9 protein-coding genes are annotated in these 16,200 nt (G+C 49.4%); 6 read left to right on the top strand and 3 right to left on the bottom strand.

What is annotated here, in order from left to right; all coding sequences use genetic code 11:
• Positions 1-135 precede the first annotated feature (135 nt).
• The 5 genes from WBJ53_RS10995 to WBJ53_RS10975 all read left to right on the top strand — a co-directional run bounded on the left by WBJ53_RS10995 (position 136) and on the right by WBJ53_RS10975 (position 8,550).
• Positions 136-378, top strand: coding sequence for a hypothetical protein (locus tag WBJ53_RS10995; RefSeq protein ID WP_338876167.1), 243 nt, complete (start codon positions 136-138; stop codon positions 376-378).
• Between the two features lie 1,546 nt (positions 379-1,924).
• Entirely contained in the window at positions 1,925-5,347 is a 3,423-nt protein-coding gene (locus tag WBJ53_RS10990) for a HEAT repeat domain-containing protein (RefSeq protein ID WP_338876166.1), read from the top strand.
• Between the two features lie 83 nt (positions 5,348-5,430).
• On the top strand, positions 5,431-6,726 hold the full coding sequence (locus WBJ53_RS10985) for a citrate:proton symporter (RefSeq protein ID WP_338876165.1): 1,296 nt from the start codon (positions 5,431-5,433) through the stop codon (positions 6,724-6,726).
• A 193-nt stretch (positions 6,727-6,919) separates the two neighbouring features.
• Positions 6,920-8,242 carry an acyclic terpene utilization AtuA family protein gene (locus WBJ53_RS10980; protein WP_338876163.1) on the top strand — a complete coding sequence of 441 codons (1,323 nt, stop codon included), beginning with the start codon at positions 6,920-6,922 and terminating at the stop codon, positions 8,240-8,242.
• A complete protein-coding gene (locus tag WBJ53_RS10975) occupies positions 8,239-8,550 on the top strand; it encodes a hypothetical protein (RefSeq protein ID WP_338876162.1) in 312 nt (103 codons plus the stop codon). Before WBJ53_RS10980 ends, WBJ53_RS10975 begins: the two co-directional genes overlap by 4 nt.
• Before the next feature lie 46 nt (positions 8,551-8,596).
• On the opposite strand, the gene tal is transcribed toward WBJ53_RS10975, so the two are convergent.
• A complete protein-coding gene (tal, locus tag WBJ53_RS10970; protein WP_338876161.1) occupies positions 8,597-9,706 on the bottom strand; it encodes a transaldolase in 1,110 nt (369 codons plus the stop codon).
• A gap of 283 nt (positions 9,707-9,989) precedes the next feature.
• Between tal and WBJ53_RS10965 the strand changes: the two genes are divergently transcribed.
• On the top strand, positions 9,990-11,096 hold the full coding sequence (locus tag WBJ53_RS10965; RefSeq protein ID WP_338876160.1) for an acyltransferase: 1,107 nt from the start codon (positions 9,990-9,992) through the stop codon (positions 11,094-11,096).
• Between the two features lie 148 nt (positions 11,097-11,244).
• Here WBJ53_RS10965 and WBJ53_RS10960 read toward each other — a convergent pair whose 3' ends face one another.
• Together WBJ53_RS10960 and WBJ53_RS10955 are read right to left on the bottom strand one after the other, a co-directional pair.
• A complete protein-coding gene (locus tag WBJ53_RS10960; protein ID WP_338876159.1) occupies positions 11,245-12,114 on the bottom strand; it encodes an FHA domain-containing protein in 870 nt (289 codons plus the stop codon).
• A gap of 66 nt (positions 12,115-12,180) precedes the next feature.
• Positions 12,181-16,158: an FtsW/RodA/SpoVE family cell cycle protein gene (locus WBJ53_RS10955; RefSeq protein WP_338876158.1), complete on the bottom strand. Its 3,978-nt coding sequence runs from the start codon at positions 16,156-16,158 to the stop codon at positions 12,181-12,183.
• Positions 16,159-16,200: the final 42 nt, after the last annotated feature.

Genomic DNA, 16,200 nt, shown 5'->3' with positions numbered 1-16,200 from the left:
ATGTTGATATCCAAGGTCTGGTTTAGACTTACTCTGTCGGAGTGCAGTTGACAGTCAAATACACCGATATTAAGATTAAACAAGGCTAGCTGAGAGGTATTCATTTTTTGTTAAACTATACTTTACCCTAATTTTATGATCCTACTCGCCATTCTTGTGCCAGGCCTTTCATTCTTACTAAGAGGAAAAATTATCTCAGGTATTATTGCCGTCATCTTGCAGATTGTTGCATTCTTAACGTTCGTATTTTTTGGGCTTGGTTTCTTTATCTGGTTGGGCACCGCTGTTTGGGCTGTCATTTCATACAACAACGGGAAAGCTGAAAAGCGAAATAATGAGCTGATAGAAGCCATCAAAAATCAACAACAAAGCCAGTAGATTTTCTGAATCCGATTGCAGTGTTGTTTTCACTTCTTTTCAAGTTTCGAGAGTAAGTAATCACACTTATAACTTTGTCTCAGCCGCTTCTGAGTCAGGAGTTCTGTCGCTCACGACATAACCCAGAAGCGGCTGAGACAAAGTTCGTTACTACTATACTTTTAGACCATAAATCTTTATCATGAGGTTTCGAATCGCCCGCGATGATAAATGTTAATTGAGTTCATAAATATTGCAAAGAATGTTTTTTTGGGAGTCGGATTACGAAAGAGGAAGACGCCATGAGCGCGAGTCCAGCGGTTTTGGAGGATGTTTATTTTCTCTAGTACTCATTGTTATTGCCTGGTATTTAATCAGGTTAACTCTTCGTTTAGCAATGGATACCATATATTTTATATTGACGCCTATCCTGGATAGTTACATTTTTCTTTCCCTAGTATTTATTGGCCTACTGTTTTATGGATTTTGGGGAATGTTAGCAGGGAGAAAACCAGCTATTAAATTTAAGCCAGTAATTCTAAGTTTTCTTGCCTTTAGCTTTACGTACTGGGGATATGTGTATAGTACCACCAAGCAATTACTCTTTGGTAACTACATTCGAAAAGACCATCAATCGCGACTCTTAATCCACGACGACTCTATTAAAATATGGTCCGGAAAAAATTATCTAAAAGGCACATGTAATTTTAGGCCGTATTTGGCCGATTCAATAATTGAAGTCCGTATTGATGGCTTCCCTTATGCAAAAGAGAGTAAAGATCCGTTTAGCACTAGTATTGATAATATGTTTGGGGAAACTGTTTATAGGTTCAAACCTACGGAAGATAGTTTACTTATATATCATGACGATAGTCCTACCATAAGATATATAAGGATTAAATGATATATATTCTAATAAAATTTCATACTAACTTTAAGTAAATCAGTGCCCAGCCAGAAGGATGTTCAATCCTTTCTGTAGGGATTGTCCTTCACATCGAACAAGATCCTGCTGACGCAGTTTATAGGTCCTCTCAGTAAGATCGTTTTATCAGGGTAATGTGCCGATGACGAGTTTGCTTATAAATGTAGTCTAGAACTAGCCTTATATCATTTAGTTCAAGGACACCTTGGGTACATTCAGCCAGAATCACTTCCCTCCGGATCAAGTTTACAACCTGCTGAGAAAGGGTATGTTTTTAGCATACAGATTTATAGTTAGCTAGTCACTCATATCCAGAAGGGTATCGGATGACTTGACACCAAACGACCCAATGTAGCCTGTATACCAGCAAGTTGAGACTCAATCAATCGAAGCTCCTTTTCTCTTTCCTGATCAGTTAATTTGTCAACCACCATATCCGTTATTTTTCTTAGCGGTTACTTCCGTACGGAAGTACGTTTTGCAGAATCAGAAATCAACTTCCCAGAAGTTTTGCCTTTTCGGGAAGCTAAAAGGCGCTACATTGTGTCAGTAAATCAGTAGCAAAAGCCACTTTGTAAATTGGTCGTCAGGAACGTACAAACAACCTGGCTTACTCAATTTGCCTGACGCACTCTTTCATACATGAAAAAAATAATCCGCTTTCCGTTCCGACAATCCCTGCTTCCTCTGGCAGCCATTGGCTTGACCACCTGGGTAGGGCTTACCGGATTTATGGATGACCCCATTGGGTCACGCATTAAAAAGCTAGCTCCCCAAAAAGCTGTCGAAATGGCCCATGCCGTTGAAGCACTGGTAAAACCGCAACTTGCCGAGGGCCTTACGCTAAAGCTATGGGGTGTCGATTCGCTGGTTTCCGACCCGATTGCCATCGACATCGACGATCAGGGGCGGCTGTATTATACCCGGACCAATCGTCAGAAAAATTCGGAGTTCGATATTCGCGGGCATCAGGATTGGGAAATCGAATCGAACCGACTCCAGACGGTTGAAGACAAGAGGGCCTTTCTGCATAAGGTTCTGTCGCCCGCCAACAGCAAAAAAAATGAGTGGTTAAAAGACGTAAATGGCGACGGTTCGCACGACTGGCGCGACATGACCGTAGAACGCGAGCAGGTTTTCCGGCTCGAAGATACCAACGGCGATGGCGTGGCCGACCTCTCGAAAATGATCGTCAACGACTTCCACGACGAAACAACTGACGTGATGGGTGGCGTTTTATCGGATGGAAACGATCTATATGTGACGGTTGCACCGGACCTTTGGCGGCTACGCGACAAAAATGGCGACGGCATTCCCGATGAAAAGAAATCGCTGTCGCACGGCTATGGCGTTCACATTGGTTTCAGCGGGCATGGTCTGTCGGGTGTTGAAATGGGGCCCGATGGCCGTATCTACTGGCAAATCGGCGACATTGGTTTCAACGGCCTTGGCTCCGATGGTAAAAAGTGGGAACATCCGAATAGCGGTGTTGTGGTGCGGTCGAATCCTGACGGCAGCGATTTTGAAGTATTTGCCTATGGCGTTCGAAACACACACGAATTTGTCTTTGACGAATACGGTAACCTGATCAGCGAAGACAACGACGGCGACCATCCCGGTGAAAAAGAACGGCTGGTCTACATCGTGAACGGTTCCGACACGGGCTGGCGCAGCAACTGGCAATACGGTAAATACCGCGATCCGCTGAACAACACCTACAAAGTCTGGATGGACGAGCAGATGTTTAAACCCCGTTTCGACGGGCAGGCGGCTTATATTCTGCCCCCACTGGCCAACTTTGTCAGCGGTCCGGCGGGTATGCTTTACAACCCCGGCACGGCCCTGAGCCCGAAATACAAAAACACCTTTTTCATTGCCGAATTCGTCGGCAGTCCGGCCGCGTCGGGTATTCATGCCTTTACGCTGAAGCCCAAAGGCGCGTCGTTTGAGCTAGACAAGTCGAAGAAGATTCTGGGTAATGTGCTGGCAACGGGTATCGATTTCGGTCCTGATGGCGCCATGTACGTAGCCGACTGGATTAACGGTTGGGATACCAAAGACTACGGCCGCGTCTGGAAGCTCGACGATAAGGATGGCGCAAACTGGGCTGAACGGGCCCTCACGAAAAAGTTACTGGCACAGAATTTCAGTAAGACGCCCGTAAGCGAACTGAGTGGCTATCTGAAAAATGCGGATATGCGTGTTCGGCAGAAAGCACAATTCGAACTGGTGAAACGGGGCGAAGCGGGCGCTGCGGCTTTCGGGCAAATGCTTCAGCAGACCGAACACCAACTCGCCCGCGTGCATAGCATCTGGGGCATGAGCCAATTGGCGCGTAAAGATGCCAAATATGCACAGCGGCTGATGCCGTATCTGAAAGACAGCGATCCCGAAATCCGGGCGCAGGCCGCTCGCTGGCTGGGCGACATGCGTTACACTGCGGCTGGCCCGGCGCTGGTGCCAATGCTGAAAGATGAAAATAGCCGCACACGCTTTTTTGCCGCCGAAGCACTGGGCCGTATTGCGTATGCACCAGCTATTCAGCCAATCATTTCATTGCTCGAAGCTAACAACGACGAAGATACGTACATCCGTCATGCGGGCAGTCTGGCACTGGCGCGTATCGGCAAGGCTGAACCAATTATTGCTTTATCCAATCATCCGTCGCGGGCGGTGCGTATCGCAGCCGTGGTGGCTTTGCGTCGGATGCAAAACCCCGGCATTGCCAACTTCCTGAACGACAGCGACGAATTTGTGGTCACCGAAGCAGCTCGCGGCATCAACGACGATTTATCGATTCCGCAGGCCCTGCCAGCATTGGGAAAAGTCCTGACAAGCACCAAGTTTACGAACGAACCACTTATTCGCCGGGCTATCAACGCCAATTTGCGGGTAGGCACGGCCGAAGCGATGCAAAATCTGATTCGCTATGCCAATACCGATGGCAACCCAGTTCCGCTACGTGCCGAAGCTATGGATGCGCTGAGCACCTGGGCAAAACCGTCGCTGCTCGACCGGGTTGATGGTCGATACAGGGGCCCAATAACACGCGATCCTGCGGCTCTTAAGACCAAATCAGCCCAGCTATTCATGGCAATGGCAACGAATTCTGAACTGCCACTACGCCGGAGTGCCATACGGGCAATCAGCAAGTTATCAATTACTGCCGCCGGACCTGTGCTTATTGATCGGCTTAAAAACGACCGGGAAGCTGAAATTCGGGAAGAAGCCCTCCGCGCGCTGGCCGCCCTGAACGACAAGCAGATTGGCACAGCCATCGAAACAGCCCTTGCCGATAAGGACAAACGGGTGCGGGTAGCTGCGCTGGACCTGATTGGCAAAACCAATATGCCCAAAGACCAGATGGTTGCTCAGTTGTCGGACGTTCTGAAAACGCATTCGACGGAAGAAAAACAGGCTGCGCTGGTTACGCTGGGGAAATTACCGGTTGCCAATACCAAGCCCATTTTCGACCAGTTACTCGCTGACCTGTCGGCGGGTAAATTACCGGTTGAACAGAGCCTTGAGCTGGAAGAAGCCATCACCGAAACCAAATCGCCCCAACTTATTGCCCAGCATAAGGCGATTTTGGCCAAGCAGTCGCCCGATGCCGTTCTGGCTTCCTATCAGGCCAGTCTGTACGGTGGCGAACCCGACAAAGGACGGCGCATTTTCTTTCGGCATCAAACTGCCCAATGCATCCGCTGCCACTCCTACGATGACTTAGGCGGCAATGCTGGGCCCCGGCTCAATGGGGTAGCTAGCCGCCTGACGCGCGAACAGCTGCTCGAAGCGGTCGTCAATCCGAGTGCGCGGCTGGCTCCCGGTTTCGGAACGGCAACGCTCGAGATGAAAGATGGTAAAACGCTTAGTGGTATCGTGCAGAAAGAAACGGATAATGAACTGGTGCTAAAAAGTGGTGACGAGCCCGATCTCACCATCCGAAAAGATCAGATTGCGAAAACGACCTACGCCCCGTCGAGTATGCCCGACATGAAGTATTTGCTCACCAAGCGGGAAATTCGAGACGTAGTGAGCTTTTTGGCAACATTGAAGAGTAATTAATAAAAGTATGAAAGGCGGATTGTTATGGTTCCTGTTAATCATAACAATCCGCTTTTCATAAACAATCCGTAACGTGTTGTCCTATGCTTGCTCTTCTTGGTTTTGCCACCATTGGTATTTTTCTGACACTAATTATTACCAAGCGTTTGTCGGTCATTACGGCGCTGGTACTAGTGCCTTTGGCTATGGGTTTGCTGGCCGGTTTCAGCCCGAAAGAACTGGGTGAGATGATTCTGGCAGGCATTAAGCAGGTCGCGCCCACGGGTATACTACTCATGTTTGCCGTGCTCTATTTCGCCACCATGCTCGATGCAGGTCTGTTCGATCCGATCATTTCAGGCATCATTCGCTACGTAAAAGGCGACCCGCTGAAGGTGATTGTCGGAACGGCTATTCTAACGATGATCGTACACCTCGACGGCGATGGTACGGCTACGTTCATGATTGTGATGTCGGCCTTTCTGCCCATTTACAAGCAACTGAAAATTAACCGGCTGATTCTATCCGGCATTGTGGCACTTGGCGTTGGACCGCTACATCTGGTTCCATGGTCGGGCACGTCGGCGCGGGCAATCTCGACGCTAAAGACAGATGCTACGCAACTTTTTAATCCAAATATTCCGGCTATTATTGCCGGTATTGGCTGGGTCCTTTTTGTGGCCTACTGGTTCGGACAAAAAGAACGTAAACGGCTCGGCATTACGAATTTAGACTACGCTCATCAGGAAAACCTAACCGAACAGCAACAACAGCTACGCCGTCCGAAACTCTTCTGGCTCAATGCAGTGCTGACAATTGGCCTCATCGTTACGCTGATGAAAGGCTGGGTACCAACTCCGGCCCTGTTCATTGTAGCCAGTGCGGTTGCCTTACTGATTAATTATCCTAAACTGCCCGATCAGCAAAAGGTGCTGCGCGCTCATGGCAACAACATTTTCATGGTGTCGAGCATGATCTTTGCTGCGGGTGTGTTTTCAGGAATTCTGACCGGCTCAAAGATGATCGACGCGATGGCTACGTCGCTGGTTTCGCTCATTCCTGAGCAACATGCTGGCTGGCTACCCACCCTGACGGCCATTACGAGTATGCCTGCCAGTTTGCTCTTTACGCCCGATGCGTATTATTTCGGCGTGGTGCCCATCCTGAGCCAGACGGCCACGCAATTCGGCATCGACCCGCTCGAAATCGGACGGGCAGCTCTGCTGGGGCAAATGACCGTCGGCTTTCCGGTAAGCCCGCTGACCGCTTCAACCTTTCTACTAGTCGGACTGGCCGAAGTCGATCTGGGCGACCATCAGAAATTCATTCTGAAATGGGCTTTTGGCACTACGTTGGTCATGACCGTAGCGGCTCTACTAACGGGATCGATTCATTTGTAATTGGAAAATACGTAATCACTAAATAACTGACTATCATAAGTAATAAATAATCCCGTAGGGATGACAGGATAATAGCAATACGCAAATAGTCTCCGGTTGAACCCAAAGTATATTACCCCTTCGGGGTTCATGATACGTTATGGCTTAACTTTTTCTATAATCATATAACCCCTTCGGGGTTGGCAAACATCTCATGAAACAATCCATTCGCATTGGCTGTGGGGCCGGATTTTCGGGTGATCGACTGGAACCAGCCGTTATTCTGGCGCAACATGGACAACTGGACTATCTGGTACTGGAATGTCTGGCCGAACGAACGATTGCCCTGGCCCAGAAACGTAAACGTCAGGACCCAGCCCTGGGATACGACCCGCTGTTGGAACGCCGAATTGAGCGCTTACTGCCCCATATGCTCCAAAACAACGTGCGGCTCATTACGAACATGGGCGCTGCCAACCCTCTGGCAGCAGGCCGAAAAATTATTGATATAGCCCGGCAGCTACAATTGCCGGTAACGGTAGCCATTGTGACGGGCGACGATGTAATTGATCAGCTTACGGGGGATGAACTATCGCTGGAAACCGGCAACCCCCTGAACGCTTCGGGTACTTTACTTTCGGCCAATGCCTATCTGGGCGCTGATGCGATTCTTCCTGCTTTGGCAACGGATGCCACCATTATCATCACTGGTCGTGTGGCAGACCCTTCCTTAGTTGTCGCTCCGCTGGCGCATGAATTTAGCTGGTCGCTCAACGACGTCAATCAGATTGGTCAGGGCACCGTGATCGGTCACCTGCTGGAGTGCGCAGGGCAGTTGACAGGTGGCTATTTTGCCGATCCTGGCCGAAAAGACGTACCGGATATGGCGCATCTGGGGCATCCGTTTGCCGATGTATCAGCCGATGGTACGGCAATATTCAGTAAAGTGTCGGGCACAGGAGGACTGTTAAGCGTTACAACCGCCAAAGAGCAACTCTTATATGAAGTGATGGACCCCAGCCGCTATTTCACCCCCGACGTTATCGCCGACTTTACGCAGGTACGTCTGGAACAAATCGGTCCAGATCAGGTAAAAGCCTCGGGGGGGCGGGGACAAAACAAGCCCAACACATTGAAGGTCAGTGTGGGTTACGATGCGGGCTATACCGGCGAAGGCGAAATTTCCTACGCAGGCGCAAACGCGCTTGGCCGCGCTCAACTGGCAGGGGCCATTATTCAGGAGCGATTACAGGATCAGTTTACCGATTTGCGGGTCGACTACATTGGCAGTACATCGGCACACCGAACCTCGTTCGGTACGTATCCGGAGCCCTACGAAATTCGCTTACGCGTAGCAGGTCGGGCCACTACGCCACAACAGGCGGCTCTGATAGGCGAAGAAGTAGAAGCCCTTTATACAAATGGTCCTGCCGGGGGTGGAGGTGCGCGCAAGTACGTTCATGAAGTGGTCGGAATCGTTTCTACACTAATTGAACGAGACAAGATTCAACCAGCGGTAACCCTATTGCAGTCATGACAATCAAACTCTACGACATTGCCCACAGCCGCGCTGGCGACAAAGGAAATACATTGACGCTGTCATTGATTCCCTACAAACCGGAAGATTATTCCCTGCTATGCGAAAAAGTGAGTGCCGAAGCGGTTAAAAACCATTTACGGGATATTGTCGCCGGTGATATTACCCGATATGAGCTTCCCAATTTACCCGCCCTTCAGTTTGTCTGTCAGCAGGCTTTAACAGGGGGCGTAACGACCTCACTTACCATGGATACCCACGGCAAAACGCTGAGCTATGCTCTGCTCGAAATGACAATCGAAGGCTAAACCATTGCGCTCTGCCCGCTTGAAAAAACGGGTAGAGCGCAAACTCTCAGGCCGACGCCAGTGACTTTTCTTTCTGTTTATCGATAGCGTCGAGCAATTTGTCGTAGGGTTTATTGAATTTTTCAATGCCTTCGTCTTCCAGTTGCTGGCTGATAGCGTTCAGATCGATACCCGCCTGAGCTAATTTTTCCAGTACCTGCGAAGCCATATCGAGATCTGTTTCCAGACGGAAGTCGGGCTGACCATGATCGCGATAAGCATCGAGCGTTTCCATCGGTATCGTATTCACGGTTTTAGGGCCAATCAGCGCTTCTACATATTTGACATCCGAAAATTCGGGGTTTTTACTACTCGTGCTGGCCCATAGCAGCCGCTGCGGCTTTGCACCTTTCTCCTCCAGTTTACGGAATCGGTCGCTGGCGAATACACGCTTATACGTTTCATAGGCTTTTTTGGCCAGCGCAATAGCGGTTTCGCCTTTCAGCCCAGTTTCGCCTTTCTGTTCTAGCATTGGGTCGACCAGTACATCAATGCGACTCAGAAAAAAGCTGGCAACCGATGCAATTGAATCAATGGGCTGATCGGCTTTTACACGATCTTCAAGTCCTGAAATATAAGCGTCGGCAACAGCCTCGTATCGCTCCAGACCAAACAGCAACGTTACATTGATATTAATGCCTTCGCTGATGCATTGCCGAATAGCGGGTAAGCCTTCGGCGGTTCCCGGTATTTTTATCATCACATTGTCCCGGTCGACGGCTTTCCACAGCGCCCGTGCCTGATCAATGGTTCCCTGTGTGTTTCGGGCCAGATGGGGCGACACCTCAAGACTTACGTAGCCATCGGCACCCCGCACTTCTTGCTCATAAACGGGTTTAAACAAATCGGCCGCCCGCTGAATATCGGCAATAGCGAGGCCATAGAAAATTTCTTCGTTGGTTTTTCCTTCCTGAGCCAGCTTTTTAATGTCTTCATCGTACTCCGAACCACTGCTGATTGCCTTTTCAAAAATGGCCGGATTTGACGTAAGCCCACGTATGCCATCGTCGTCGATAAGCATCTTGAGTTCGCCGGAGTCCATAATTTTCCGGTCGATGAAATCCAGCCAGATGCTCTGATCAAAGTCATGAATTTTTTTTACGTTGCTCGTTTCCATAATTAGGTGTTCTAAATGGCCATTGATTCATTCAACGAACCCTTTTGAGCCAATTACGGCAGCAAGGGTCTACTTAATTCAACCCTGCCCCTGCCTAATTGTTTATCGGCAAGCTATGCAAAGTCTTAATCATAATCTTTAGGTCATTTAGCGGAATTGAACGATAGGAGAAGCGAGCCCTTAGCGGAAAAAACGTATTCGTTTCATTCACCTTTTTCTTCCTCACCATATATAGTCGCAGGTAGTTCAGACTTGCAGCTCATTCCTGACTACCAGCTTATGAATGAAACTGACCTATATTGACGCACTACGAGGAATTGCCATTTTAAGTGTTATCTGGTTCCATTGCCACCTCCATCACTATAGCGCCCCCCAGTTCTATTCTGTTATGGATACGTTGGGCTCACCAGCAGCTATGGGCGTTCAACTATTTTATGTCCTGAGTGCCTTCACACTTTTTCTGTCGCAACAGCGAACACACCAAACGATAGGTGTAAGGACAAACTTTTATAGGCGACGTTTCTTTAGAATAGCCCCCATGTATTACGTTGCTATCATCTACTATTTAATTCAAATGGCTTATGCAACTAACCAACCATTTACCCAGATAATTACTACCAATGCCTGGGGTATCGTCCTGAATATTTCTTTGTTGCATGGCTTAGCGCCACAATGGATCAATAGTATTATTCCGGGCGGATGGTCAGTAGGAATTGAAGTTATCGTTTACATAATGATTCCATACGCATATGCTATCATTACTACCTTAAACCGAGCCGTTTTCTTCACGGCCTGTTCATTGGGGGCGGGTTTCGCAATTACCTCCATTTTATACCAAATACCCGCTGTTCAATCCAACGATTTACTGAAGCAATATTTGTTTTTTTACTTGCCTTATCAATTACCCGTATTCGGCTGTGGGCTAATCGCCTATTATTTAGTGATTAAGCAAGACAATTGGGTCAGTACACCTACCTTGTGGCTAGCAGTAAGTGTAATCGGAATTAGTATTGGCAGCAAAACAGTTGGAAAACCCTATCTCCCTACGCTGCCTCCTACGCTTCATTTTTGGGGAAGCATAGGCTTTGTCGGGCTCATAATTGGTCTGTCGAAATGCCCGGTCCAGTTACTGGTAAACCCCATCACTACTTATATTGGCAAAATAAGCTACAGCGCCTACTTAACTCACTTTGGCGTATTATATTGGTCAGATAAGATCCTTCCCCAGCAACTAATTCCCGTCAATAGCACGGCAACCAATATCCTGAATTTCAATGTAAAATACATGATCGTTGTCTTTCTAACCGGCCTAATCTCCATACTTACCTATTACCTTATTGAGAAACCAGCTCAGGAATTAGCGAAAACACCGTTACAACGCACTAATTAGATAATCTACGCTCTTCTGTATGAACAAATTAGAACACAGATGACACCGATTGAACGGATTCTATGTGTAAAAATCCGTTCAATCGGTGTCATCTGTGTTCCCCATCTTATTATAAGAACCCCCTTTTTACAATAAATCCCGACACAGTTCATGGAATCTGTTCAAACAATAGGGTAACCTCCCCCCCAAGTTCAATCTGGTCTCCATCGTGCAATGGATAGGTCATACCGGCAATATCGGCCCGTTCAATGGTATTGTCGGGATGAAGAATTTTCGTTTTATTCCCTCGGGCGGGTAGCCCTCCCGGATCAACAAGCAGACGATAAGTTCGTTTAGCCGGATCGAACTGGATGGTGGCATGATCGCGACTGACGGTCTGATTTCCGGCCCCAGTTTTAGGATCAAAGCCCGGATCGTCTTCTGCCAGTATCACAATGTCGTTGGTTCGTACCCGCCCCGATGTTGTTCGGCTGGTCTGGCCACGGCCAATGTAAAACTGTGTTTTTTGTTCAGGATCAAGCACATACAGAGCCTGCTCCGTTTGACCAACCACTGTTTTTAAACTGGCTCGACACCCAGGACCAACCGTCTGATTAGTCTCCGGCAAACTCAATCCTACATTCCCTTGCTGATACGTAGAGACCGGTAATCGATCCCGAAAAAACGCATAGCTAAGCTGCCAGTTTGGGGGGAGTTTAATGTAGTTATCGGCCAGTTGCCGATTAAGTTCTTTTTGAAACTTTCCGGGTTGCTTGTCCCAGAGCGCCACTCGATACAAGTCTTCTTCCTCCTGATTCTCACATAATACGAAAAGCTGGATTTCGGTGGGTGCATTGTCGGGTTCATTCTGGTACGGCCTCAACTTTTCCAGAACAAACGTAATCACCTGGTCGCGTCGCTGAGCGGCTGGTGGTGGCCCCAGTGAGTTCGGGATAGCAGGTGTTTGCAACCCGGCCGAAGCGGGCAAACTAGTGGGTGCAAAGCCAAATAGATGTTTAACAGATTCAAGAATACCCATATAAAGAGTGAATGAGTGCCGCAACGGATGTTGAATGAGCAGGCACGTTTGGTGATGTTAATTTCGTTAAAAGCTTCCCAGATAACCCCGCTGCCGGAGAATCGGCGCGACAACCGTATTGGCTAGTCGTACGGCATCAGCCGACGAATCGCCAAGCTCAATACGCACACACACCACGGTATGAGATCGCCCGTCGGGCGTTGGAGTAAAGAACACATACCATCCATCATTTTCTTTTTTCCCCAATACAATGCGTTCGGGTGTACCGGTTTTACCCGCAACCCGAGCTTCACTGATTTTACGCCGTCCACCGCTGGGGTTAGATTGCTCAATCATAAAATCCGTTAATTGAGTAGCATATTCAGGCTTCCCGATAGGCTGTCCTACCAACAAAGGCTGCGGTTTACCAGACCGATTCAACACATAGCGCGACGGCTGCAAAATTCCTCCGTTAGCCACTGCCGCAGCCATTCGGGCCAGGGCTCCCGGCGTGGCTGTCAGTTGTCCCTGCCCCCAGGCCAGTCCCGAAAACTCGCTCCGATACCGCCGTGGATACCGATCACTTTGATAGAGCTGTCGACGAACGACAAAGGAGGAATCGCGCCAGTGTTGGCGAATGGCCGTTCGTTCTTCGTTGGTGTGCGTATCGGTATAGGAGTACCCACCTATCAGATCAACATTCATCCCCGTAGTCAAATAGAGATCAGCCAGTTCGTTATCCAGTTTATAATCGTTGGCTAATCGAATAAAATACACATTACTCGACCGAACGATGGCTTTTCGCATATCTACTGATTCTCCGCATGGCTCGGATTCATATTTCCCCCGCCGGATAATTTCCTGGCAGGAAATTGGGTAACTAACCCCCGACGCCCGGCTCCCCAGTTTAGTAAACGCTGCCATTGCCGTTAAAATTTTTGCCGTCGATCCGGGAGCCGTTGGATATGTCATACCTAAATCACGCTCCGTCACCAGATAGGGCAACTTTAACCGATCCCGATCGGTCAACAGCATGGGTTCGGGCGTATCCAGATTTGGCAACGGATGTATGGCAGAAGCTAACACATCGCCCGAAGCGGCATCTATGACCACCACCGACAGCCGATGGTTCCGATAGTCCGAAGCGGCCAGTCCTTTTTGCAAAGTAACCTGTAAACCGGCATCTACAGCCAGTTGTATATCCCGATTCCGGGCTTTGCGCTGCTCAACTTCCCGACTGTTGATGCCAGCTCGCAGGGCTGGTGCCAGTTCACTATAATCATACACGGTTAACGTTCGACGTTGCTCAACCGACGGACTGAAACGATCGGCCCGGTATTCGGCGGTGATCAGATCTGTTTTACGCGGGCGACTGTTGAAGCCACGTAGCTCACTATAATGAGCTGCTTCGGCAAAATAGCCATTGCTTTGCCCCCAGAACAACTGCGTATTCAGGTCGCCGATCCAGAAAAAGAGGTGTTCGTTAAATGGATAATAGCGCTGTAGCCGCTTCTGGGTCAGCGTAGCTAAGTCTTCCGTGATGAGGCCAGCCTGTCGTAGCCGGGTCGATTGTCTGGTCAGATCATCGGACGAACTGGTGGCCAGTACTAACCCTTTCCGGTCGTAGATGGTGCCCGCAGCCAGTTTGCGGGTAAGGCGTTCGATTCGGGGATTATAACTGTAAACCGGATCACCATTGCGCGTCACTACCCGAGCAGGCCGAACGATGTACTCATTGCCATACCAACCGATAATCGGCAGTAATCGGCCAATTAAAATCACTACACCGATCAGGAAACCCGCAATGCCAGCCATCAATACGGCATCATAGTGTTTTTCGAGGTATTGGCGCTGATTTAACTGTCCTGGCCGGTGCGCAACACTGAACACAGCCCCCAGCACAGTCAGACTAAAAATGAGGGAAATCTTCCCATAACTCAGAAACGGCACACTAATGCCAGTGAGCGGCAGCAAACCAATGGAACCGCCCGCAATGATCAAAAACTGTACGCCGGTGGCAATAGCAATACCAGCTACCAGAAAAAAGCTAAAAGGTTGACCAGCTCGCCGGGCCAGAAGAAAAATCCGGTGCAGCAAGACGCCAAACAGTAAAAACACGGCTACCAGCCCCAGCCCGCCCAGTTCCTCACCAATGCTCGGGAGAATCATGTCGGTATGGGCAGCTGGCATAACCGCAGCAAACCCTTTGCCTAACCCCTGCCCTGCCCAGCCGCCAGACGATAAAGCCCAGAATGCATGAGCAAGGTGATCGCCCCCATATACATCATTGTTCCACGGGCTCAGCCACATGGCTTTTCGGTCGGCCAGCCGACTTCCGACATAAGGCAGTAAATCGCCGAAGGAAAACATAGCCATTACAAGCAGCAGCACCATGGGAGCTTCGGTCAATAAAGCGACCCAGCCTAGTTTTGTAATTGAACGGGCTTCTCCACGCCAGATCAGGAAACCCGTCAATATGCCAACCGAAAGCAACAGCGCCAACCAGCCAGGCAATAGCCAAAGCGCTACACCAAATCCGACACCCGTCGCCAGGGTCAAGGCCAGATTCCCTCTGGCAATGCTGTAAAACAGTAAAAAAGTGAAACAAACCACCAGGGCAGGCCCCATGTCGCCCAGCAACAGATAGAGCAGCATAATGAAGCCACTACCGGCCAGTGCTCCGAAACTAACGCTGAATCGCCAGCGCAAATCAGGCAATTCCCGAATTGACTGCTCGTTGGCGGCAAAAAATCCGGCAAAAAAAAGCAGCAACAGATATTTGGTGATCTCGCTGGGTTGAAACGTCAAACCTGGCAGCGACAGGTTCACCCGCACACCACTCCCTTCTGGCCCTGAGCCAAAAAGCAACGTTAGCAGGGCAAGGCCAATGGCCAGCACCAGCCATGTCCAGCCAACCAACCGAACCGACGACCGGTTCCGAAACGTAAAGAGCCAGTCGAACCGCCAATTCGTATAAAACCGACCGATGTTTAGCTGCGACACAAGTGTTAGGCCCAGCAAGCCTACCGCTATGCCTTGCAGCATTTGCCAGGCATAGAGTGTATCCAGCAGTGGGTCCTGAATGGCTAACAGAGTTAGAATGGAAATGCCGGTAAGCAGCATCACAATTGGCAGCAGCAACGGATCGGACTGAAAACGACGAAGAACCCAAAAGCCATCGACCAGCCAAAAAGCCAGCAGAAACAGGAGGGCAATGCCCCAAAACTGCATCGTAAAAGCAGCGGGCGTCCGTACCAACAATACCTGGTCGGCTTTTAGTTGTCCATAAACAACCGAGCCAATGAGCCGCAACTGATGCGGACGGGCGGCAAACGAATACGATTGATTACTACTTAACCGACTTGTTCCACGGCGACTGCCAAACTCAAAACCGGGTTTCAGCGGCACCACGCTATAAGCAGAATCTGTTTTCAGACCAGTAAAGGCAAATCGGCCGTCGGAATCAGTTCGGGTATAGAAATAGCGATCCAGAAGGGTGTCGGGGCGGGCCGTTGGCGGATGACGTTTTAGCTGTACCAGAACACCCGCCATCGGCTGGTTGTTCTGGCTTACCTGACCAGAGAGCACCCGGTTTCCACTACCAACCATTAGCGTAGCCGCATACGGCTTAGGGTTGGTTAGTTCCCGAACGTATAGCACCGAGTCGAATCCCATTTGCTGACGGGATAACTGGAGCCGGTTCTGAAAATCCTGACCGCCAGCCCGGCTTTGCCAGGCACGCGGTGCCACAACCGAAAATTGTCGCTTGTTAATGGCTCCTAGATTTTCCAGTGAACCATTTTGGGCTAGTTTGGCAGCCAGCGAATCGGCTATCAACGTCCGGTCTCTGGAATCGGAATAATAGTTACCGGCCTTAAGAATCCGTTGAATAGCGGCTGGTTTTACGCCCGTTTTCAGCGTTATAGCCTGCCCATCTGCGAGTGTTTGTTTAGCCTCGTTCAGATGAGGTAATAGATTAACAAACAGCCGCGCAAACAACAGCAGAAGCAGAAGCGTTGCTCCTCCCAGATACATTTGCCCGGATGTGATAGGCGCTGATTTCATTTGTTAATGGTCATTGGTGATTAGTCATTGGTTGTCGGTTTA

Origin of the sequence: Spirosoma sp. SC4-14, from assembly GCF_037201965.1 — a bacterium.
GTDB lineage: Bacteria > Bacteroidota > Bacteroidia > Cytophagales > Spirosomataceae > Spirosoma.
This window is presented reverse-complemented; position numbering and strand designations above follow the sequence as displayed.

Coding starts and splice junctions, on each gene's coding strand:
- WBJ53_RS10955 (WP_338876158.1), bottom strand. CDS start 16,158: ATGAAATCAGCGCCTATCACATCCGGGCAAATGTATCTGGGAGGAGCA.
- tal (WP_338876161.1), bottom strand. CDS start 9,706: ATGGAAACGAGCAACGTAAAAAAAATTCATGACTTTGATCAGAGCATC.
- WBJ53_RS10960 (WP_338876159.1), bottom strand. CDS start 12,114: ATGGGTATTCTTGAATCTGTTAAACATCTATTTGGCTTTGCACCCACT.
- WBJ53_RS10985 (WP_338876165.1), top strand. CDS start 5,431: ATGCTTGCTCTTCTTGGTTTTGCCACCATTGGTATTTTTCTGACACTA.
- WBJ53_RS10995 (WP_338876167.1), top strand. CDS start 136: ATGATCCTACTCGCCATTCTTGTGCCAGGCCTTTCATTCTTACTAAGA.
- WBJ53_RS10990 (WP_338876166.1), top strand. CDS start 1,925: ATGAAAAAAATAATCCGCTTTCCGTTCCGACAATCCCTGCTTCCTCTG.
- WBJ53_RS10980 (WP_338876163.1), top strand. CDS start 6,920: ATGAAACAATCCATTCGCATTGGCTGTGGGGCCGGATTTTCGGGTGAT.
- WBJ53_RS10965 (WP_338876160.1), top strand. CDS start 9,990: ATGAAACTGACCTATATTGACGCACTACGAGGAATTGCCATTTTAAGT.
- WBJ53_RS10975 (WP_338876162.1), top strand. CDS start 8,239: ATGACAATCAAACTCTACGACATTGCCCACAGCCGCGCTGGCGACAAA.